This window comes from uncultured Alteromonas sp. (genome assembly GCF_963976965.1).
Classification (GTDB): domain Bacteria; phylum Pseudomonadota; class Gammaproteobacteria; order Enterobacterales; family Alteromonadaceae; genus Alteromonas; species Alteromonas naphthalenivorans.
The window spans coordinates 97,444-119,513 of the sequence record NZ_CAXBMP010000001.1 but is presented as its reverse complement, the minus strand read 5'-3'; the positions used below and the strand labels follow the sequence as shown (position 1 = coordinate 119,513).

Sequence of the window (22,070 nt, the reverse complement as noted above, 5' to 3'; positions counted from 1 at the left end):
ACCAGAAAAATCCGAAGAAGTTAGTCTTATTTCATAAGAGTATTTCATAAGTGGACAGACAGAATTGTTTAGTTCGAATGGTTTCAACGTGTAGTAGCGTGCTATCAGTGGCGATATTAGTGCAATTTAATTCGTAGTATTCTTCGTAACAAAACCAAAATAGTGCATACTTTCGTAAGAAGCGGTAACACAGTGATGAATAAGGCGAAAATTACCTAAGTGCACAAAATTAAACTCACGCAAGATGAAAACCTGTCTTTTAGAGTCGATTATCAGCTATTACCGAGTGATCATCAGCGTCTCGACCTGTTTTTTTCACTGCCTGATGAAATGGGTATTAGCTCGAAGACCCTTACCGAAGAACAGTATTTTCACCACAGTATTCAAAACCACAGCGCCTATTATTCAGATCAGTTGCATGTTCCTTTGGTTCGAAGCCGCTTTATCAGTCAGAAAAAAGGCGAGCAAAGTGATTACCGCTTAAATTTAAACTTATACTCGTATCAAATCCGTACCGCACTCGACACAGACGTTAAGCAAACGCTGAAGATTAAAGATAGCAAAACGTTTTATCCTCAAGCTATCGTGCTAGCAGAGCAAACCTCAGATCTGTTAAAAAAACTTAGGCGCTACACCCCTTCTGACGAAAAACTCCGGGCGTATTTTGAGAATGCCGATAATTATTTGAGTTGGCAGGTAGAGCAGTCTTTTTTAAAGCTATTATCCTCTGCCCCTAAAAGTAGCGATTATTCCAGTGAGCGGAAATTTCTTTTCGATTTTTGTAGACGAGAAAGTCAGTACCGCGCAGATAATCAGTACAATTCGCAGATTACGTTAGATGACCCAAACCGCATTACGAACAAAATGCGGCTATTACAGCGTTTAATTGAATACGGTGTGGTATTTCAAAAGAAAACGAAAAGCCTTAATACTTATTTAAACCGCTTGGTTAAAGGTACGGTAACCGCTGTGATCATGGCTGCAGTGATGGTTTTAGTGCTAAACGCTCGTACTAATTTCACTGAGGTGACGGTGGCCTTCGTAGGTATTCTGGGGGTTATTTATGGGCTACGGGAAATCTTTAAAGAAGACATTACGCGGGTAATTTGGAGGCGTATTCAAAAAGGTTTACCGAAGTGGAAAATTATTTATAGCCACAGCGTAAATAAAAGCAGAATAGCCACCCAAACTATTTGGCTTGAATACATTCGTAATAGAGATTTACCTAAGCAGGTTGATAGACTGTATCAAACCCGTAGGCAGCAAAACAAACAAGCCGCTCAGCTGTTACATTTTCGTAGTGACACTCGCGTAAATGCGAAAAGCTTCTTGCCAGGTTACGATGATATACAACAGCGTATTTATTTTAACCTCACCCCTTTTGTTCGCTTTCTCAAAAAAGGCGAAGGTAGGCTGTATTCGCTAGAAAACAATAAAATTACTAAGCAGGCTGTAGAGCGACGCTATCAAATAAATGTAGTGCTCATGCATACTGACAAGCAAAAGCACCAGCAAGTACAGCGATTTAAGATAACCCTAAACCGCTCTACTATTATCAATATTGAAGCGCTGGAAGTACGTGAAGCAGATTAACCTATTACCAATCGCCCACTATTAATCAGCCCTGCGATTAACCCTATAAAACCAAGAATAAGACCACCGTAAAGACCTAGCATGTTAGAAACATTCATTGATTGCTCATATTGAATGTTTTCCCCTTTGAGCTGTCCGTGCTGTTCATACTTTATATCGGAAGATGGCGTATTTAGTTTCTGCGAAGTCGAGTAAATAATCTGATGAGCCCGCTTTGTTAAAATTGCGATACCTGCACCAAACCCGCAGTAGGTTAACAATGGAATTATAAATCCAGTAGACAATTCATAAGAGGCCGCAAATAGCATACCCCAAACAAAAATCCACACTAAGGTGTAATTACGCACCCGCTTAAGTTTTTTCTTATCAGGCTCATGTTTCATGTGACGTTCGGCTAACTTATGTGATGCAATTACCGCTACCATGGCAACAAGCGCACCTAACATAGCGCCACTAAATACCCACAACACTTTACTCCAAAGACTGTTAAATACACCGCCTTTAGAAGCACTTCCCGTAGCCCCTACGGCTACCGCCGCAGTTGCAGATTTAGGGTTAGCTAATAAGGTTAGCGTCATTGAAGTAAATGTGACCGTAGGCGTTGTGGCAATAATAATGCGACTGAATTTGTCCAGCGTTAGGGTTTTAAGCATGGCTCGTGCTCGCGAAAGCTTTTTTCTTACTGCAGCATCAGAAATATCAAGTAATTGCGCGACATGTTTTGTAGAACATTGCTCTCGATAATATAACAACACCACTTCTCTACTATCCGATGGCAGTTCATCTATAAGGGCTGCGATTATTTTCTTTGTTTGCTCGTCTGATATCTTAGTTTCCAGCGCATCGTCACTTTTACAGAAACTTGCCAGTATATTTTCGCCCTCATCACCTTTTATCGATTTCGAAACTTTATTGTCTCGTAGATAATTAATGGCCATATAACGCGCCATTTGGCGTACCCAAGGCATAAAGCTTTTGGGGTTGGTCAAAGTAGATAGATTTTGCCAACAGTTAATAAATACTTTTTGCGCTACGTCTTCGCTAGCATCCATGTCTTTTACAATACCAAGCGCAATTGCACTTACCGTATTTTTGCTTGCATTAATTAAGCGCTCAAAAGCTTTAATATCTCCACTTTGCGCGGCAATGACATCTGAAGAATACACATCCATGCGCTTACTCCTTTCCTATAAACTGTGTTGTCTGTTGCAGTAACCATGGCAAATCATCGTACATAATAAAATGACGAGATTGTGTGTTCATCACCACTTTTGCTTGCTTAGCATTGGCAAATTGTTCTGTGTATAACTGTTTAACCATCTCTTTACTGTCATTATCACTAAACCCGCCACTGGCTCCGAGAAATAGTATAGGAGTATTACTGGAGGTTATAGCCGACCGTAAGTCGGATGTCATCAAGTCTGCCATTATTTGCCCCACTGTCTCTGGGTGCGAACTTGATGCCATAGACAGCACTTTAGCTTGGTTCAATTCGCTGGTCGTTTGAACGTGGATACCTTGACGTGTATACGCGCTTAACTGCTCTTGATTCATATTAGCGTACTGTGATTTAACGCTCATTGCATAAGGTTCTGCCTGTGCTGCTGTGACCTTATTACTACGAGTAAAAATAGGGGTAATAAAAGGCAGGCCATCTACTGAGACCACTTTACTTACTCTTTCTGGTAGCGCAAGTGCAAGCTGGTAAGCAATATGACCTCCCATGCTATGTCCAACGACTATCACATTATTTAAGTTATTATTTTCAATATACGATACCAGCGCAGCGGTAATTTTTGATAACCGATTATTTGGATAAACTTTGTTGTCCGCAAAACCCGCCACTTGGGCAAAGTGGCTTCGATATTGCCCCTTATAGTAACTACCAAGCTCGTGGGATAACTCTGACCAAACTGAAGCGTTAGACATTAAGCCAGGTATAAATAACACGTTTAGTTCATCATGTTTGATAGGCTTGTTGGAACTGCTGTCATTATTCCTGCTTATGGTTTGAGTACTAGGGGTTTGAGTGCTGGGGACTTGCGTCTTGGCGCTATCAATTTGTTCGTAAACGGTGACAGGTACAGTGGCTAACGCAGAGGTATCTTCTGCGTGTAGGGTCGCTGAATTAATTAACAATATGGCGGCAGAAAATAGCGTAATTAAGTTTAAAAATTTCATGGTTTCACTCCTCTTTAATCTATAGTCACGCGCTGCAGCAAAAGTGTGACAACAATTTTTCGGAGTAAATTAAAAAAAGTAATAGTATTGGCTATTATTTGTTAATTGATAACGCCACTAAAAAAATAGCACCACTTATTAGGCTAAACCACCAAACAAGTGATATCGCCAGCGAAGGCGTAGCATTAACCGCGACTATTAAAGACCCTACCACCAATAGCCAACCACTTATACGCAGGCCATTTTGAATAAATTTTTTGCCATCAACCTTACGCGTATGGCGTTTTTTATTTTCATACAACCACCCTACTAGTTTGAAATGTTTGTTGCTCGCTAATGCAAGTAAACCAATACCAAGTACCACTAAAATAGTTACCGTTAACATGTCTAACTACTCTTTTTTTGTTTCTAGGTTATCTTGATTACACGTTGCGCCACTTAAAGAGGAGGCGGACAAACGAACTCTTAGCCAATACGCTAGTGCTGAAAAAAACAGCGCCGCATAATACAAACCCTAGAAAGAAACTTAAGTAAGTAATGTCTGCGGTACCAACGGCACCTTTTATTCTTTCAAAAGGCATACATATTCCAACCACTGCTAGACTTATAAAGCTTACGACAGCAACCAATGTCTGTTCAAACCACGCGTTTTTTGCAGGCCTAAAAATGACGTGTACCAAGCAGTATAGCCAAGCAACAAAAAACGCACTAATTTCCATGTTAGCTCGGTTTAAGGTGTCGGCAGGGATAAGCCGGTTAGCAAGCAAAAAAACGGGCGTTGCAATGGCCATTCCCATAATGGAAGCGATGTTGCCCTTTTCCATAATGTGTAACGATAAGGGAATACGCTTTTGTCCTTTACTAAGGTTTGTACGCCGCTGATTAACCCAAATAATTAACCCCGACGCTATAAGCACGCAGCTCAATACACCTAAGCCAAAGAGTAACCATCTTAAGCCAGTGGTAGCAAAGTTCGCTTGGTGTAACCCATACATTATTCGCCTGAAAGTGGCGGGTGCACTTTCATCTTCATAGCCTTCAAGAGGCGTTGCAGTATAACTTGAATAAACAAGTCGGTCGGCGCGGTTCGAAACCGTTAGGCTTTTAGTGCGTTCAATAATAAAGCGGCTATTTTCGTTACCCGGCGCTTCTACCGTGATTCGCTTAATCGCGTGTGGCTCTTGCCATTGTGCTTTTAAGCTAGTCAGTATGGCTGAGTACGCTATCGATTTGCTTAGCATATATTCAGAGGCGCCTGCTGCCGAGCTTTTTACCGAGTTTGCTGCCGTACTTGTACTATTAGTAAGTGGTGGAAGCGATGGGATGATTGCTTTATTTACGCCCCGCTCGCCTTGTTCAAAATGCATATTTGCCGAAAAAGGCGTGTACATAATGGCGTAAATCATAATGGCACTTATACAAATCATTAAGCAAAAAGGTAGCGTTACAATGCCGACTAATGCATGAAGATCGGAAGTCCATTTTGATATCTTGCCTTTGCGTAAGGTAAAAAAGTCTTTGAAGAAACGCCTATGAGTATAAATTCCACTGAAAAGAGTAAGCAGCATAGCCATAGCGGCTATTCCGGCGATATAGCGGCCGCCGTAACCTCTAAGCTGCAAGGTATAGTGGAAATTCCTGAAGAACAATCCCCCTTTGGTGTCGGTTGTTGACCCAAGAAGCGTAGCGTCTTTGTTAAAACTCACCGTATGACGTGTTTTTCCCTCACGCCACTGAACATACCAATGTTGCTCTCGGGCGGTAGGTAGGTAAATTCGCCATGAACTAGCGTTTTTGGCATGATGTTGTAAGTAGTTTAACGATTGTTCTATCTGGAATCGCTGACTCTCTTGCGCCACCTTTGTCTTGGTCTGCGTATTGGTTTGCGTATAGCTCGCCTCGTCTACCACAATATTTCGGTCAAACCCATCGCCTACAATAACCTGCCGCTCTGGCATCATCCAATACGTAATTTCTGGGGTAAAGTAACTTAGCGTACCCGTTACGAAAATAACGAACAACAACCAGCCAGAAATAATGCCTAAGTAGGTATGAAGCCAAATCATTGTTTTTCTGAATGTTGTTTTCACAATACCTCTACCAAGGGCAAAAATAGCACGGCTAACGCGATAATCAGAGTACAGCTAATCAGCCATCTCACAATGTTCGATACCGCGAAACTAGAAATAAATAGAATAAAAAAAGCGACATAACTCATCATGCTAGCAGTGAGCACAGCTACGCCTTTGTTGATATGCAATAAATGCACGAAAGAATAGGTTAAGTAAATGGATAACAGTGCGGATAACGCATAGCCGCCAATGATGGCGACTATGCTACGCAGTATAATAGCTACGTTTTTATTCAAGCGGTTTAATACCTGTCTTACTATAAATGCCTAGGATTAAAAGCGGTACGCAACCGTTAACTTGGCATTTCGTTCTTCACCAGGAAGACCACCAAGGTACATAGCGCTACTATAGTAATCGGTATTATCAAGGTTTTTGATATTTAGCTGAACATCCCAGTCGTCAGACACATAGCTAATTGCAGCATCCCATACTGTGTATGAATCTACGAAGGCATAGTAAATACCAAACGCAGATGCTGAAATAGTACGCTCATCTTCATAAGACACACCCACACTGAATTTAACGGGTGCAGGTAATGCGCTGAATGAATGGCTGTAGGTCAACCACGTACTTGCCGTTTTTTCGGCAATACCTTTGGTTTGTTCTTCATCAGTACTACTAGCAAAATTACCCGGTTCCGTTACTGGCTCTTGGTACGTAGCATTAGTGTTAAGCGCCCATTGCTCATTAATGTCGAAGTTAATATCAATTTCAACACCGGTAGTACGCTCTTGCTCATCGTAGTAGAACTCTGGTACATCAATGTTGTAAGCAGGGTCGTCAATATTGTCTTCATACAATGGGTTAGTGTATTGCAGGTTCGTTCTTGCGGTATCGAACACTACGATTGAACCAAGTAACTGTTCAGATAACGCGGTAAAGCGTAACCCTAAATCCCACGAGATTGACTCTGAGTCAGGGCGGTTATCTTCTTCGCTCAGTGAACCTAAAACACTGTAAGCGGTTCTACCTTTTGAATGGTTTATAAAGGTAGAGATATTCGGTGTTACTTTGTAGGTTAAGCCTAAGTTGTAAGTGAAACCATCATCGTCGGCATCGTACTCTAGGTTACCATCGCTATATTGGTTCAAATAGGTTTGTTTAACCGCACCATAAGCACCGCCGAAACGACCTGTTAGGTATTCATTAAAGTACAACACTTCTTGAAAACTTACGCCCCAGCTAGATACGTCTTTTTCATACTTGCTGCGAAGCGATGGGTTGTAATCATCGAACGTACCCGTTGGCCAGTTTGGATTACGAATATCTAAAATGTAAGGCACTGCATCACTTCGAGTATCGTCAGCATCCCAAATAGACCACTGCGCGTAGGACATTTCGTGATCTTCGTAGTTCGCGCTAAACAGATGCTCACCTTCAACGCTGCCAGCCGACCACGTATTCGTAACATCAATAAAGTATTGCCATACTTTTTCGTCAGCCACAATGTTTCGGTATTCCTGTCTACGAGCGGCAAACGGGTACAACACATCGTCAATAACTAACGGCGCACGTGGCTCCAAGTTGATTACATCTGTACGTTCTGTATACACATAGTTGTATGCACTGGTTTGGCGAATATAGTCAGTCTCGTATGTACGGTATTGTAATTGCTGAGTCAGTGACCAGTTATCCGCTAAGTTCACATCTTGGCGTATTTTGATACGAAACTCTTTGCCTTCGTTTGGCTCTGACAATGGTGAAATAAGGCTAGTATCACCTAAATCATAGGGTTGAACACCATCTGTAGAGGTTAGCGAAGCTGCAAGCTCTGCTATTTGCTCATCGGTTAGTTGCAATCCACCGCTATCTACGTCGCCATTAACTAAATCTGACGCGGTAACACTACCAGCCTCAGCATCTAATAAAGTTAAATCGATTAAGCGTACCGGATGACCGATAGAGTCAATCTGCACTGCATCGTCGATATATGCAGCGGAAATTAAAAATTTGTTGTCGGGAGAATAGTCATATCGCAATGAAGTATAAAGCTCGCTTCGTTCATCACTAAGTCCACGATAGCCGTCTGATTGTTCATGATTAGCCACTACGCGATAAGCCAATGAGTCATTAATGGCGTTTGTTGCATCAAACATTAGTGAGTAACTGTCCCAACTACCTAACGATGCTTCTATCTCGTATCGCTCTTCAAACTGTGGCTTTTTCTCAATAAGGTTGATAATCCCGCCTGCTTCACCCATACCGTAAAGACCCGTTGCAGGGCCTTTTAACACTTCAATGCTTTCTACATTAGTCATTGAACGTGTTGGGTTGTAGCTATTACCTAAATCTGCACCAGCATAAATACCATCGTAGGTGTAATTTACACCTAAGCCACGAATAGCAAGGTTATCGCCTACCCCGTAGTTATTGCCATCTTGGGTTAAACCACTAATGTTACGAATACTTTCTTGTAGCGTGTCGACGCCTTGTTCTTTTAATAATGTTCCATCAACCAATACTACAGCGGCAGGCGTTTCCATCAAACTCATGTTCGACTTAGTAGCCGTACCAGATTCTAATATCAATCTGTTGTGACGACCGTAAACGGTAATGATATCTAGGTTTTCGTCCGTTACAGCTTGTTCTTGTTGTGCTTCTTCACCACTTTGCTCTAAGGACGTAAAATCCTGAGATTGAACAGCTTGGGCCGAGATTGCAGTGGTATAAAAAAGGGAGAAAATCGCAGTAGCTGCGCTAACTTTGGTTGTGTGTGTGAAGTCTATGTGCATTGTGTGTCCGCTTTATTAATTGCAAATGATAATCACTTTCATTATCAGGTGCGCATGGTATTTAAACACACTATTAAGTTCAACTAAATTTACACAAAATCCTTATTTTACTACTCCCTCTACTTGTAACTAATCAGTATTTGGCGAATACAAGCGAGGCTAGTCGGCATTTGGCCATTCAGATTCATCAAGTATACCTTTGGAAATCAACGCCTTTCTAAGCGTATTTATTTTCATCTTGAGTTCATCACGGATTAAACGAATTGCAGGCGTGATAAGTTGACGGCTAGGTAGCACTAGCCACATTTCAGTAAGCGGTACGTGATAAGCAGGCATAACCCGCTGAAGGCGCCCCGCCAGTAAATCCTCTGCAATATCAATAACTGACTTCTTTGCGATACCCACCCCATCAACACACCACCGGCGCACAATGTCGCCATCGTTCACTGCGCGGTTACTTTTTACTTTAACTTTGAATTTCTCTTTACCTTTCTCTTTACCTTCCTCTCCACCTTTGTATAGATCCCAACCGTCGTGGGTTAGCTCGTACAATTTGTAAAGCAATGCATTGTGATTTGCTAATTCTTCGGGGCTAGTAGGTTCTCCATACTTTTCAATATAGCGTGGCGAAGCACAAATAAAGTGTGGAATATTACAAATTTTGAACCCATACATATTGAGCTCTTGAACCGCGCTTTTGGTCATGGCTCTTAGCGCAATGTCTACCCCGTCGCGGTAGAAATCCACACGACTGTCACTTACCTGCAACCTAACAGATACGTCTTCGTGTTCCGCCATAATATCGTTTAGCAAAACCCGCATTAGGTTACGTCCCATCTCCGAAGACATGGCCATTTTCACTTCGCCGTTAATGTCTTGCTGCTCTTCACTGATACGCATAACACCTTGTTGAAGCAAGTCTAGTGCTTGCTGACATAAGGGTAGAAAACGCTCACCTTCGGGCGATAACCGTATTTTGCGGGTAGTTCGCACAAACAGTTGAGTGCCAACGTCTTGCTCTAACCGCTTTAAAGCTACGCTTGCGGCAGAGGAACTTATGTCTAGCTGGTTCGCTGCAGCAGTTATTGAATGCAGTTCTGCCACCTTGAGCAATACTTGCAAGTCTTCTATCTTCATAACATCTTCTTTTTTTGTTAGTAGAATTTAGTTTTATTAACGCTATGGTGGTGTAACTACAATGGCATAAACTTTAGCCAGGTTCATTTTATTATAGCTAAAATCGAATCAATATCTTCAAGCACGGCAACTATTATCCACGTTTTAGCGAAAGTGTATTGGCGATTTGCCCATTTATCCACCGCCTTTCTGCACATAAAATACACCCAAGCAATCAAGTTAAAGGGTTTAAAAATGAAATTCACAATTAAAGCAACAACACTCGCATTTGCATTATCTAGCGCAGTGGCACTTTCAACATCATTTACAAGTACAACAGCGTTTGCCGCAGAAACAGCATCTAGGGTCGTAGCAGCAGATGATATTGAATGGGGTTACCTTAACCCTCTTCGTGGTGATAAGAGCCCAGGCGCAGCAGACCTTTGGGGAGACCGCACTAAAAATACCGCAACTGGTATGCTGGTACGCTTTAACAAAGGTTTTGAATCTCCACCGCATATTCATAATATTACGTATCGCGGCATCGTGATTGAAGGTGCTATGCACAATGACGATCCTACTGCAGGTAAAATGTGGATGCCTGCTGGTTCTTTTTGGACCCAACCTGCTGGCGAAGATCACACCACAGCAGCAAACGGTAGCGCCAATTTAATCTATTTAGAAATTGATTCTGGGCCTTATTTAGTACAACCATCTAGTGAGCATTTTGATAATGGTGAACGCCCGCTAAACCTGCATAAAGACAATATTGTGTGGCTTAACGATAGCGAATTGCACGATGTAAGTGCACCAGGTGTGTCATCTACCTACGTGTGGGGCAGCGCCGCCGATATGAACGGCTCAATGGTGAAGCTACCCGTCGGTTTTAACGGCTCTATAAGTACTGATGCTAGTGAGTTCCGTGCTGTGGTAATAGCAGGCGAAGTTAAATATCAATCTGAAGATGTTAGTTCACCTATCACCTTAAGCGCAGGAAGCTATGTAGAGTCGACAGGCGCATTTGAACATCAAATTGTTAATGAAGGTAAAGGCGAAGCAACTATTTATATTCGTACTGATAGCGATTACCAAGTGCGCTAGCATTATATATTTACAATAACCTATTGATATTTATAAATTAGCTTTCTGTTATTTAATGAATGCCTCTAGTAAGCAATACTAAAAATCTGTTGATTACTAGAGGTTGATTAAACAAAAAAGTAAATCCGAACGCTTGCTTAACACGCTGAGAGGAAATTTATTCTTTAGGCTTGCGGAGATTAAAGCTTGCCCATATACATACGTGTAGTAAGCCCCACTGCAATAGTAATTACTACGCTAGTTAATGTGCCCAACAATACATATTCCGTTAGTTTTTTGTCTTCGCTTTTGGTTAGATCGCCAAATCTAAAGATAGATTTAGCAGCAAGTAAGAAACCTATAGCGGCAAATTGATTTATTAACACAAAGGTAAGAATAAGAAGGCGCTCTAAATAACCAATTCGTTGCCCAGCCATGGCCAGAGTATTTTGGATAGGAAGCTGAACTAACGTGGACGAGTTGTGTGGTTTAGCATCTTCATCAAGCTCTTTAGTCCAAGGCGAAAGAAGCTGCTTAATAAATATGGAGGTGGGCTTCAAAATAATCATATAAGCCAATAGCACTGCCAAATGATGATGGTTAATCATTAGAACTTGCTTAAATAGCTGCCCAAGCTGGTTGGTCAGCAGTGCCCACAAAATTACAATAGCCCCAATATGCGCGGCCTGATCAATTGCGAAAGCCAAGGTACTAGGCCCCGCGTAAGACTTTACTGCATCGATAATAAAATGGCTTATCAACACCCCACCTGCAACCAAAAGTAGCGGCCCAACGTCAATGCTATCTAAGCCAGCTTCTTTTGATGCAACTGCGGTTAGTACGGATAGAGTTACCAATGCCGTTAATGCCAACACACCATGTAATAAAGAGTGGAGATACAATGCTGGCGATTTCAGGTGTTTGCTATTTCGGCTCTCTACCCACCTGCTTGGCTGAAAATAAAAATCTCCAAGCAAATGGGCAACTAACAGCCCTATCACTATGCTAAGTTGCTCCATGCTTACCGCTCCGTTTTAACTTCCGTTGCCATATAACGTAAATAATCACCCACTAAGTGGTACTGACTGGCATTTAAAATACGCGTAATATTGCTGCGAGTTTTCCCTAGTGCGCTTGCTATTTGCTCATGTCCTTTATCTTTTGCACTAATATAAGCTAGTAGGGTTTCTGACTGAGTCTGAGTTAGCGAAGTAATATGACTATCGACAAATGCAGTCATTAAGGATGCGTGTTTGTTGAAGTCTTCATCATCACTGATAAACACTAAATACTGAGACTTGAGATTATCTAGCGCCCTGCCCGAACGCACAAATGCACTTCCGGTTCCCGTTTTCACTTGGCCTTCGGTAACGCTCACTTCGCCAAGCGCTACGCTAATACGTACATCCGTAGATGGGGTACACGCCTTTAACGCTAACCTCACGCATATGGCAGCTTGCATCGCCAGTTTAGGTGTACAAATGACAGCCTGAAAGGCATCACCACGAAATAGGTCGTATTGCCCACCATGACACGACGTTTGCGCTTTAAGTTCACGGGTTAGGACTTTTAGCACATGAGTTAAATCGGCGTCGCTCAAATGCTGCGAATTCGCAATATCACCGGTGATAACCGCTGCATATTTTTTTGTGTTTTCCATCGCTTCCTCTTTTAATGAGAGTAGCTCTTAAGTTGGGATTCACCCTAATGAATAAATAGACTGCCTGTATTTTTATACAGATGCAATATTATAATCTCCTTCGCTGGGTTACTAAGAATGTTACCGTAAATAAACCCTTTTACAAAAGTGATTAAAAACAGTCACTTTAAGCAAAGTTACCATAAACAGTCACAAGTTGACATTTTTTATTCACGAAGCTCATTCAAACTCCTTTAAAATCATCTAATAGCGTACTGTGACCAGACAATTCTGCTCTATTCACATAGATACTAACCGAACAGAAAGCATCCTATTCGCTAGTTCTCACACTAACCCATGTTTGCAAAAGTAGAATGATTACTCTACCATGACAATACAAAGGTAGAGCAGTCATTCTACCCTTAATGGCTATACCCACAAAAATGGCTATACCGACAAAAATAGCTATACCGAGAGAAACCTGTACCGAAAAAGTCTATATCTGAAAAAACTTGCTATTGGAAGCGATGATGACACCCGACGAACGAAAGAATGACATTGCAGCCCGATTAGAAACTGCGTTTAGTACTAATGGTTTTACCCAGCCCAATATCGCCATGTTAAAAACGCAAACCGGCACGACGCTAAAAACCCTATACAAATATTTTCCATCTAAAGAGGATATGATTATTGGCGCTCTCACCCATAGGCATCAGCGTTATTTATCCTTCCTAGCCACAGACTGCCCAGACAATCTCACGAATGCGGTCAAACATGTGTTTGCTCGCCTAGCCTTATGGCTTAAACAATACGCGCCTAACGGATGCATGTCGTTGCAAGCCCTCTCTAGCTATCCAGATTATGATCGAGTAACAACTGCTGTAAATACTCACAAGGCCGATGTTCGCCAGTGGCTTTTAGCACTAACCAATAACAGCTCAATGGCTCATTCACTTTTCATATTACATGAGGGTATGTCGGCAGCTTGGCCCACCATGGGCGAAGAAGCTTTAGCTACAACCCAAGAAATGCTCAACAAACTACTTCTCGAACACGATTTAACGTAAAGGAGATTTTTTATGTCACAACTTCCCACTCAAATGAAAGGGGTAGTACTTACCCACCATGGCGACCTTGATGCGTTAAGTATTCGTAGCGATATCCTGTACCGGTTCCTGGCGCAACTGATGTTGTTATTAAGGTAGCCGCGGCTGGGGTAAATAACACCGATATTAATACCCGAAACGGCTGGTATACAAAGGGCGACGTTGATGATGATGTTGAATCTTGGAACGGCGCGCCTTTCGCACTGCCTCGAATTCAAGGTGCAGACGTATGCGGATATATTGTTGCAGTGGGCAGTGATGTAGACACCGCTCGCATAGGTGAGCGAGTTATTATTGAGCCCTGCTTAACTGAAGTCGATGGCGTTGAATTAAGTGCGCCTTGGTATTTTGGCTCTGAATGTGATGGAGGTTTTGCCGAATACACAAAAGTAGCCGAAAAACACGCTCTTGCAGTGAACACTAGCATGTCCGATACCGAACTTGCGTCTTTTCCCTGCTCCTATTCTACTGCTGAAAATATGCTTCACCGCGCTAATGTTGTGGAAGGAGATCGTGTACTCATCACCGGCGCATCAGGCGGCGTAGGCTCTGCTGCGGTACAATTGGCTAAAGCACGAGGTGCAACGGTCGTTGCCATCACCAGCGAGTCTAAGCAAGAAGCGTTAAGAACGCTTGGCGCAGATGACACACTAACTCGAGATTGCAACTGGTTAGCGTACGCTAAAGATAAGCCATTCGATGTAGTCATAGACTTAGTTGCAGGTCCGCGATGGCCAGAGCTACTAGATATGATGAAACCATTTGGCCGTTATGCTGTTTCGGGTGCAATTGCTGGGCACACCGTACCACTCGATGTTCGAACGCTATACTTAAAAGATTTACAACTACTGGGATGCACTGTGCTATCAGAAGGTGTATTTGCCAACCTAGTTAAGCGTATAGAAAAAGGGGATATCTCGGCGCTTGTGTCAAAAACGTATCCTATCGACGAAATTAAACAGGCCCAGATAGACTTCGAACAGAAAGCGCATATTGGCAAGCTTGTACTGACGTTTTAACGCAGTACAACCTCCTGCGCTTCCCATACATCAACACGGTTACGCCCTAACGATTTAGCAAGGTAAAGTGCAGCATCGGCTTGCTTTATAAATTCATTAGGGCAAACCGGATGGTCAAATGCCATAGTAGCAACGCCCAAGCTTGCTGTTAGACGATTATTATAGGCTGATAATTTAAATGGTATTGCCGCTTGCTCTATATTCCTACGAATGCGTTCCGCCACTTTTAATGCAGCGCTTAAGTTTGTGGAAGGCATAATGACAGCAAACTCCTCTCCACCATAACGGGCCACCGCGTCATCATTCCCTATACAGGTTTTCTTAATTATTTCTGCCACGCTAATGAGTGCATCATCGCCCGCCACGTGCCCATAGCAATCATTATAATTTTTGAAATGATCTACATCTATAAACAGTAAGCTAAGTGGGGTTTTACTAAGAACGCTTCTTTCAATATCCCGTTGTAATGTATCGTCAAACAACCTTCTATTCGCAATGCCGGTCAGGCCATCAATATTGGCTAACTTAGCTAATTTTGCATTCGCTTCAATGAGTTCTTGCTGCGCTTTATAAAGTGCCCGTTCGTTATGAGCATTTTGCAGCGTGTTAGCCAACATTTGTGCTATACGCTGTAAGTACTTAACGTCATGATTCTTCCACGTGTACGGGCTGCCCGTAATATCGCAGCCGATAAAACCAAAAATACCATTATCCAATACAATAGAAGCACACAAAATAGAGCAAATATTTTCCCGCTCAAATTCTTCTTTTTCCCCTTTTGCTTCTTGGGGTAAATTAGCCACGTTGTTTACCTTAAAAAGTCCATCTTGTTTAAGTTTCCTTTCAAAATAAGGCATGGTATTCATTGGCAATGCTTGAAGGTCGTCTTTATAAGGTGTAACCCCAGCTGCAACCCATTCGTGACTGTTACAGGCAAATTTTTCATTGTTAAAAAATTCGAACAAATAGCAGCGATCTAAGTCACAAAACTCACCGAATGCACCTAAGATCCCTTCAATGAGATTGTCAGTTTTATCGCTTGTAGCGTTGATGAGTTGAGATGAGAAAGTAGAGAGTAAGCCATTAAAGGTAATGTGTTTCCCTACGGGAGAAGCCTCTTCCGGCGCGATAAATAAACTATTCTGCACCGCCCTTGCGTTGATAACTACCAAGCTAACGTTATCAAAAGTGATTATTGAGCTTTCAAGGAAAAACTGAATTCCCCGTTCCCGAGATTGGATCCTTACACACTGGCAAAGATGTATGGTTTCCTCCGCAATTGCAAAAGGATGATAACTGCCTAAAAGCTCGTCTTTTGTAATAGGATCGAAGAAGCGTAAACCGTTTGCAAAATCTTCAGATACACGAGCCTGGCCGAACTGACGAGCCAACGCAATACTCACGTCAAATTTCGATGCCCCAATGGGTTTAAATAGCAAACACGTAGGCAACTGACGGAGTAACTCTATGCCTTCAATTGGCTTCACATAAAATCCTTATGGGAAGTAAATTTATCAACTATTACTGTAGTACATATTATAAAAAAGTGCCTTTTATCGCTCTCGTATCGCATTACATTAACTATTTCAGCTTTTTTCAATTTTGGAATACGGTGTAAACCATAATTCAAAACGCACGTAATAAAAAACAACAACTGTTTTTCACCACAGTATCTTTCCTTAGGACACGAGGTAATTTATGGATGCGTCAATTAGTGGGCTTTTGGATAAGCTCGTTGACGAGAGTGATAACGAAAAGCAAAGTGCTGGCGAGATTATTGCTCGCTTCGAAAATAGAGGATTTGGGCCGCTATTACTCATCCCCTCTCTTATTGCATTGCTTCCTACCGGCGCAATCCCAGGGGTTCCCTCTATTTGCGGTATCACGCTATTTTTAATTTGCATTCAAGTCGCTATTGGCAGAAATGCGCCTTGGCTACCTAATAAAATCACAAAGCAGGAAATTGACCAAAAAAAACTAGAAAACGCGGTAGAGCGCGCCAAACCTTACGTAAAGAAAACCGAAAAGTTACTAAAGCCCCGCATAACCGCTTTATCCAACACGCCGGGTAAAAATATAGTAGCAGGTTACTGCGCTTTGGCCTCGTTGTGCATGATTCCGTTAGAGGTAATACCGTTCGCTGTCGCACTCCCAGCCCTAGGACTAACACTAACCGCTATAGGAATGACCAATAGGGATGGCGCATTTATCAGCTTGGGCATGATACTTCAGCTAGGAACCCTTTATTTAGTTTTGAAAGTATCCGGATTAATCTAAGTAAAATTGATTTAAGCAGGCGATGCTACATGGTCATTTTAAATACTTACGCTACAGCGTGTGGCTATTATTAAACGGCATTTTTAATAGCGCGACTATGCCTGCATTTTTATTCGATGCAGGATAATCTTTTTGCCCTATAGCGATGTCTTCATCCCGTCTTGTGGCGCGGCTTTTAAAACTACCAAATATTTTATCCCACCACGATACGCTAAAGCCAAAGTTAGTATTAGACTCATCTTTTAATTGACTATGGTGAATACGATGAAGGCGCTGAGTAATGATAAACAGACCCAGTCTGTCATCCCACTTTTGAGGGAGGCGAATATTAGCATGATTAAACAAGGCAAAACCGTTTAACCCAACTTCAAAAATAACTATCGCAATAGCAGGAACACCAAAAGCGACTACTACTAACGCTTTAATGAAAAGACTCATCACAATTTCTATTGGATGAAAGCGAAGCCCTGTGGTGGTATCAACGTGACTATCGGCGTGGTGCATTTTGTGAATACGCCAAAGCAGTGGAATTTTGTGAAATAACCTATGCTGCCAATAAATTACCATGTCTAACAGCAGCACACATAATCCAATCGCTAACCAATTGTTTATGATTACTATGTTAAACACACCAATACCTTCATTTTGTGCCCACATCGACACACCGACTAAACTGGCAGGTAGCACCACTCTAGAACAAAGCGCGCCTAACACCACCATACTAAGGTTGCCCTTCCACCGACTTAATCTGCCTAGCGAAGATTGTCTAGCCGGTAACCATGCTTCTAATAAAGCCATTAACGCGAATATGCCCAAGAACATACTTATTCGAATGAACCCAGCGTTATCCACGATTACTCCTCTTCTCTATTACAATAATCATCGATACCTTCTACTGATTTAAGGGTTATAAAACCACTGTAAATCCGAGTCACTATGGTTATTGCACACGCCGCAGCAAATACGTAAGCAAGTACCGGGAAATAACTAGGCCAAATACAAAACGCCAAGAATAAAAGTATCGTTTCAGTACCTTCGGTTAGCCCCTGCATGTAATAAAAACTCTTGTTCTTAAATTGGGGCTTTTCTATATTAAATTTTTCTGCGGCTACGGCAAATGCTAAAAAGCTACTGCCCGTTCCTACAAACGCAGCCATTAGCACTAGCGCAGGTACGCCCCATTCACTAGGGTTTGCTATACCAAACGCTAACGGAACCGCAGCGTAAAACAAAAAGTCTAAACAGATATCTAAAAAGCCACCTGCACTACTGCTACTTTGCTGGAAGCGGGCAAGTTCGCCGTCAATACCATCAAGCACCCGGTTGGCTACAATACAAATAAACGCCATTACCCACCAGCCATTCACGATGGCAGGCACCGAGAGCAAACCAATCACAAAGCCAACCACGGTGACCTGATTTGGCGTAACGCACGCTTTACTCAGCGCCACAATCATGGGCCTTAAAAGGGGTTTAATAAAAGGCGTAACTTTCGCATCTAGCATGTTTCAATCTCTATTAGTTGTCCCTGGGCGGCGTTAGCATCTTCAACGTCGTGGGTAACTAACAAGGTAGGTAATCCACGGGCTTTCAACTGCTCAAATACCCACTTGCGCATTTGACCTTTTGTAGCAGCATCTAGTTTGCTGAAAGGCTCATCGAGCAGTACAACACGAGGAGCTGCTGCCAAGGTACGTAACAAAGCTATACGCGCCTGCTGCCCCCCAGATAACGTTTGTACAGGGCGATGTTGTAGCTCGCTAAGCCCTACTTGCGCTAGCATGTCGCTTACTTGCTTTTCTCGTTGTTTTTTTGAAAGCTTAGGTTCAGAAGCCCCCTTATCTAACAAGGCGCTTTTGGGCGAGAGCGCAAACGCAATATTTTGCCCCACCGTCATGTGTTCAAATAGTAAAGGATCTTGATATAACACCCCTACGCCACGTTTGTGCGCCGGCGTATCATTAATGCAAATATCGTTGATATTAATACTGCCGGTCATAGAAAAAGGCGCAGTTAACGAACCCGCAACGACGTTCAATAAAGTAGATTTCCCTGAACCACTTGGCCCCATAATAGAAAGTACTTCGCCTGCATTAACCACCGCGTTTACATTAAGCAAGATGTCGGTATGTCGAAACAAACTCACCTTATCTAATTTCAAGGTCATAATTTCGACTTCCTCGGTCGTAGAAGCGTGTAGCGCCCCATAGGGTTAAAGCAAATTGTGGGTAGCCACCACGCCAACACGAAACCAACTAGCGGCATAAATATTTGTACCAGCACGTACACGGCCGTTAATCGAACGCTACTGCCAGACGCCGCTGCCACTGCTTCTGTAGTAACAGTGGCAATGCGCCCACCGGTACTTAACACTGTGGGTAAATATTGACTAAAACTAATCGCCACCCCTAATGCAAAAGCTACCAGCAACGGCGCAAACAGTAACGGCAGCTTTATATGAACAAAAACCTGCCAAGGTGATTTTCCCATTCCGTAGGCTACCTGAATATATCGCGGCTCAAATTTACGATAGGCCACTGCCAGAGAAATAAACACATAAGGCAGTACATATACAAGGTGGCTAATAAATAGATGAAGCCAAACCGCATCATTAAAATAGGTGAGTTGGAACCATACCAAACCGTATAAAAATGCCACGCCAGGTACTAGTAGAGGCAAAAATAAGGTACTCGCTAATACCCCGCCTACCCAACGGTTAAAATATTCAGAACGTTTGTTATCTTGCCTATTTAACGCCTCGGCTTCTAAAGCCAAGGTCGCAATTAGCACAGAAAATGCGCTTACAAAAGTCGCCAGTAGTACTGTGTTTTTAACCGGTTCTGCTAGCGCACTAAGCGTGGTTTTCCAATGCAATAAGGTAAAGCCTTCAGGGAGTAATGTGGGAAACGTCCAAAAGGTAGCAACCGACCACAAAGTGGTACTTATTATTATCGACAGCGCTAGCAGTGAATAACTTGCCACCACTGAATAGGCTACAAAAGAGGCGAACATTTGCCCTGTGTAACGAGAGCCATTGGTATAAAAACGGCCTTGAACTCGCTCAATTATATTTTCACCTATTAACCATATACCAATAGCAATCAGCGTAACGACAACTTGCAGCAACGCAGCAGCCGATGCCTGAAAACGCATAGATAAATCCACATGATTGAACCACTGCACCACAGCAACGGCTAATGTAGGAGGGTTATTAGGCCCTAACAATAAAGGTATTTCCACATTCGCTGTAGCATAGGCAAGTACGGCCAATAAGGGCAATCTAACTTGTGAGTACACTACCGGAAAAATCGCTTTAAAAAACACAGTTACCGGAGCATAACCAAGCGCGGTAGCACTATTAAAATAGCCATCAAACTTTCGCTTCACCTGGGGTTGCGACAACACACTTACCGCTATTAAAAATACGAAAGGCAATTCTTTCAACGCTAACGCAACAATGATGGATATACCGAATCTATCGTAAGGAAATTCCCACGAAGGCGGCAACACGTTCTGTGTGTTCGACAAGTTTTCAGCACCACTTGAGAAAACAGACACTGCATTACTAACCACAGAGGCTAACAAGCCAGAGGGCGAAAGCACAAATAGCAGCGCAATAGCCGCAGCAGCATGCGGTAACACTAGCAATGGGCTTAACCAACTTTGAAGCCTATTTAGATAGGAAGAGCGGTAGAACACCGACAATAACAAAAACGCGCTGGCTACCGATAACGCGGTAGCGATTAAGCCCGTTAACAAAGAAAGCAATGTCATATTAACAATGCTTTCTAGGGCAAATAGATGTTTAAAAACCCCAAGATTAAAGTCGAACGCATTAAGTGCTGGAAAATATCCAAAAGCGGGCAATACCACGCCAACAAGCCCAGCAAATACAGGTACGCTTAGCAATGCAATGAGCAATACACGCACGCTCTGCGTTATGTGTTGAAATACCGCCATTAGAAGCGCTCACCGTATCGCAGAAACCAAGCCTGCCTCAGAGCGTCAGTCCAGCTGCTATGAGGTTCAGCAAATAGCGGCACTGCTTTTTGTGTATCCAATGCTGCCGTATGTTTCGCCGCAGGTTTAAATAGCGCCTTTTCAGAAGCAGATAGCATCGAAAAATCGAGCACTGAATCGTCGCCCCACACCGCCAATTGCTGCTTTTTCGCTTGTGCTTGCGGCGACAATAAGAAATTCACCACCTGTTTTGCGGCGGTGACGCTTTCAGTGTTATAGGTAATGCCAATGAAGTGCACATTCGCCAAACTGCCATCCTCCATGGCGTATGTGCGTATACTTTCGGGCAAATCAAAGCGGTTTACCGCGCTGGGGATCTCTGCCGCAGTAAACGAAAATGCCAATAGTAATTCACCGGTTCCCATCAGTCGCTGAAGCTGTGAGGCTTGACGCACCATGTATTCCCCCTGCTTGTACATCAGCGGGTGTAGTTCATCTAGGTAGCGCCACAAAGCTTGGGTTATGTGGGCTAATGCAGTTTTAGTAACGGGTTGATACAGGAGGTCACGGTCTTTTTCATTCAGTGCAATAGCGGCGTATTTTAAAAAGCTGATCCCCAAGTAGTCGTTGGGTAAGGGATAGGTAAAGCGTCCCACATGGTCCTTTGCAAAGCGTAAAAGTTCGGGAAGATTAAGCGGTGGCTGTTGTACAAATCGGCTATTGTAATAAAACACCATAGACGCTTTACCCCACGGTGCTTCTTGCCCGTGGGTAGGAATGCCAAAGTCGGTGATCATGGCTGGGTTTCGTGATGGGTTCGTTAATGCAAAGTTGGGAAGGCTGTTTACCCAGTCTTCAAGTAACAAACCATTGCGCTGCATGGCTGCAAAATTTTCACCATTAATCCAAATTAAATTAACGCTACCTTGGCTATCGTTTCCTGCTGCTTTTTCGGCTAATACGCGTGATACCGCATCGCTAGTATCGGCTAACTTCACATGATTCAGCGTAATATTATACTGCGTGTGAACCTGCTCGCTTACCCACTGAATATACCCGTTAACTTGCGCACTTCCGCCCCATGCATGAAACTGCACCACAGGCGATCGCACAGAGTTTTGATCTGATACTTCGTTCTGCTGGGCCTGCGCCGGCATAAAAAAAATACTTACGCCAAGCATAAAAAATAGTCGTGTACGCACCAGCGCGACGCTTAAAAAATAGCTAAACACCAA

Annotated in this window: 19 protein-coding genes and 1 pseudogene; 5 read left to right on the top strand and 15 right to left on the bottom strand. The window is 42.8% G+C overall.

What is annotated here, in order from left to right:
• The first annotated feature begins 219 nt into the window (after window positions 1-219).
• Window positions 220-1,593, top strand: coding sequence for a hypothetical protein (locus AAC006_RS00540; protein ID WP_126872368.1), 1,374 nt, complete (start codon window positions 220-222; stop codon window positions 1,591-1,593).
• Here AAC006_RS00540 and AAC006_RS00535 read toward each other — a convergent pair.
• The 7 genes from AAC006_RS00535 to AAC006_RS00505 all read right to left on the bottom strand — a co-directional run bounded on the left by AAC006_RS00535 (window position 1,590) and on the right by AAC006_RS00505 (window position 9,775).
• A complete protein-coding gene (locus AAC006_RS00535; protein WP_013783858.1) occupies window positions 1,590-2,765 on the bottom strand; it encodes a sigma-70 family RNA polymerase sigma factor in 1,176 nt (391 codons plus the stop codon). The two genes, AAC006_RS00540 and AAC006_RS00535, sit on opposite strands and share 4 nt — an antisense overlap.
• Window positions 2,766-2,769: 4 nt before the next feature.
• On the bottom strand, window positions 2,770-3,774 hold the full coding sequence (locus AAC006_RS00530) for an alpha/beta hydrolase (RefSeq protein ID WP_126872369.1): 1,005 nt from the start codon (window positions 3,772-3,774) through the stop codon (window positions 2,770-2,772).
• 94 nt (window positions 3,775-3,868) lie between these two features.
• Entirely contained in the window at window positions 3,869-4,159 is a 291-nt protein-coding gene (locus tag AAC006_RS00525; RefSeq protein ID WP_013783856.1) for a DUF3325 family protein, read from the bottom strand.
• Between the two features lie 37 nt (window positions 4,160-4,196).
• Window positions 4,197-5,864 carry a PepSY-associated TM helix domain-containing protein gene (locus AAC006_RS00520; RefSeq protein WP_339890434.1) on the bottom strand — a complete coding sequence of 556 codons (1,668 nt, stop codon included), beginning with the start codon at window positions 5,862-5,864 and terminating at the stop codon, window positions 4,197-4,199.
• The gene (locus AAC006_RS00515; protein WP_013783854.1) at window positions 5,861-6,142 is read right to left on the bottom strand and encodes a hypothetical protein; all 282 of its coding nucleotides are present in this window, start codon (window positions 6,140-6,142) and stop codon (window positions 5,861-5,863) included. Before AAC006_RS00515 ends, AAC006_RS00520 begins: the two co-directional genes overlap by 4 nt.
• A 36-nt stretch (window positions 6,143-6,178) precedes the next feature.
• A complete protein-coding gene (locus AAC006_RS00510; RefSeq protein WP_126872371.1) occupies window positions 6,179-8,638 on the bottom strand; it encodes a TonB-dependent receptor in 2,460 nt (819 codons plus the stop codon).
• A gap of 159 nt (window positions 8,639-8,797) precedes the next feature.
• Entirely contained in the window at window positions 8,798-9,775 is a 978-nt protein-coding gene (locus tag AAC006_RS00505; protein ID WP_126872372.1) for a LysR family transcriptional regulator, read from the bottom strand.
• A gap of 234 nt (window positions 9,776-10,009) precedes the next feature.
• Here AAC006_RS00505 and AAC006_RS00500 point away from each other — a divergent pair, with 234 nt between their 5' ends.
• Window positions 10,010-10,855 (top strand): DUF4437 domain-containing protein, encoded by an 846-nt coding sequence (locus AAC006_RS00500; RefSeq protein ID WP_126872373.1) that lies wholly within the window; start codon window positions 10,010-10,012, stop codon window positions 10,853-10,855.
• A 179-nt stretch (window positions 10,856-11,034) separates the two neighbouring features.
• Here AAC006_RS00500 and AAC006_RS00495 read toward each other — a convergent pair whose 3' ends face one another.
• Together AAC006_RS00495 and AAC006_RS00490 are read right to left on the bottom strand one after the other, a co-directional pair.
• On the bottom strand, window positions 11,035-11,853 hold the full coding sequence (locus AAC006_RS00495) for a DUF3307 domain-containing protein (RefSeq protein WP_126872374.1): 819 nt from the start codon (window positions 11,851-11,853) through the stop codon (window positions 11,035-11,037).
• A 2-nt stretch (window positions 11,854-11,855) separates the two neighbouring features.
• A complete protein-coding gene (locus AAC006_RS00490; protein ID WP_013783850.1) occupies window positions 11,856-12,494 on the bottom strand; it encodes a hypothetical protein in 639 nt (212 codons plus the stop codon).
• A gap of 506 nt (window positions 12,495-13,000) precedes the next feature.
• Here AAC006_RS00490 and AAC006_RS00485 point away from each other — a divergent pair.
• Window positions 13,001-13,540 (top strand): TetR/AcrR family transcriptional regulator, encoded by a 540-nt coding sequence (locus tag AAC006_RS00485; protein ID WP_260563456.1) that lies wholly within the window; start codon window positions 13,001-13,003, stop codon window positions 13,538-13,540.
• 12 nt (window positions 13,541-13,552) lie between these two features.
• Window positions 13,553-14,598 (top strand): annotated as a pseudogene (locus tag AAC006_RS00480) (alcohol dehydrogenase family protein).
• Here AAC006_RS00480 and AAC006_RS00475 read toward each other — a convergent pair.
• Window positions 14,595-16,085 carry a diguanylate cyclase gene (locus tag AAC006_RS00475; RefSeq protein ID WP_126872375.1) on the bottom strand — a complete coding sequence of 497 codons (1,491 nt, stop codon included), beginning with the start codon at window positions 16,083-16,085 and terminating at the stop codon, window positions 14,595-14,597. The pseudogene AAC006_RS00480 and the gene AAC006_RS00475 sit on opposite strands and share 4 nt — an antisense overlap.
• Before the next feature lie 211 nt (window positions 16,086-16,296).
• Here AAC006_RS00475 and AAC006_RS00470 point away from each other — a divergent pair, with 211 nt between their 5' ends.
• Window positions 16,297-16,875: an exopolysaccharide biosynthesis protein gene (locus AAC006_RS00470; RefSeq protein ID WP_339890431.1), complete on the top strand. Its 579-nt coding sequence runs from the start codon at window positions 16,297-16,299 to the stop codon at window positions 16,873-16,875.
• Window positions 16,876-16,926: 51 nt separating this feature from the next.
• On the opposite strand, the gene AAC006_RS00465 is transcribed toward AAC006_RS00470, so the two are convergent.
• Genes AAC006_RS00465 through AAC006_RS00445 form a run of 5 tightly spaced genes read right to left on the bottom strand, consistent with a single transcriptional unit; the run spans window position 16,927 to window position 21,992 of the window.
• Entirely contained in the window at window positions 16,927-17,727 is an 801-nt protein-coding gene (locus AAC006_RS00465) for a sterol desaturase family protein (protein WP_013783845.1), read from the bottom strand.
• Between the two features lie 2 nt (window positions 17,728-17,729).
• The gene (locus tag AAC006_RS00460; RefSeq protein ID WP_013783844.1) at window positions 17,730-18,380 is read right to left on the bottom strand and encodes a CDP-alcohol phosphatidyltransferase family protein; all 651 of its coding nucleotides are present in this window, start codon (window positions 18,378-18,380) and stop codon (window positions 17,730-17,732) included.
• Entirely contained in the window at window positions 18,374-19,042 is a 669-nt protein-coding gene (locus AAC006_RS00455; protein WP_339890430.1) for an ATP-binding cassette domain-containing protein, read from the bottom strand. Before AAC006_RS00455 ends, AAC006_RS00460 begins: the two co-directional genes overlap by 7 nt.
• On the bottom strand, window positions 19,039-20,835 hold the full coding sequence (locus AAC006_RS00450; protein ID WP_126872377.1) for an ABC transporter permease subunit: 1,797 nt from the start codon (window positions 20,833-20,835) through the stop codon (window positions 19,039-19,041). Before AAC006_RS00450 ends, AAC006_RS00455 begins: the two co-directional genes overlap by 4 nt.
• Window positions 20,835-21,992 carry an ABC transporter substrate-binding protein gene (locus tag AAC006_RS00445; RefSeq protein ID WP_244360234.1) on the bottom strand — a complete coding sequence of 386 codons (1,158 nt, stop codon included), beginning with the start codon at window positions 21,990-21,992 and terminating at the stop codon, window positions 20,835-20,837. Before AAC006_RS00445 ends, AAC006_RS00450 begins: the two co-directional genes overlap by 1 nt.
• Window positions 21,993-22,070 lie beyond the last annotated feature (78 nt).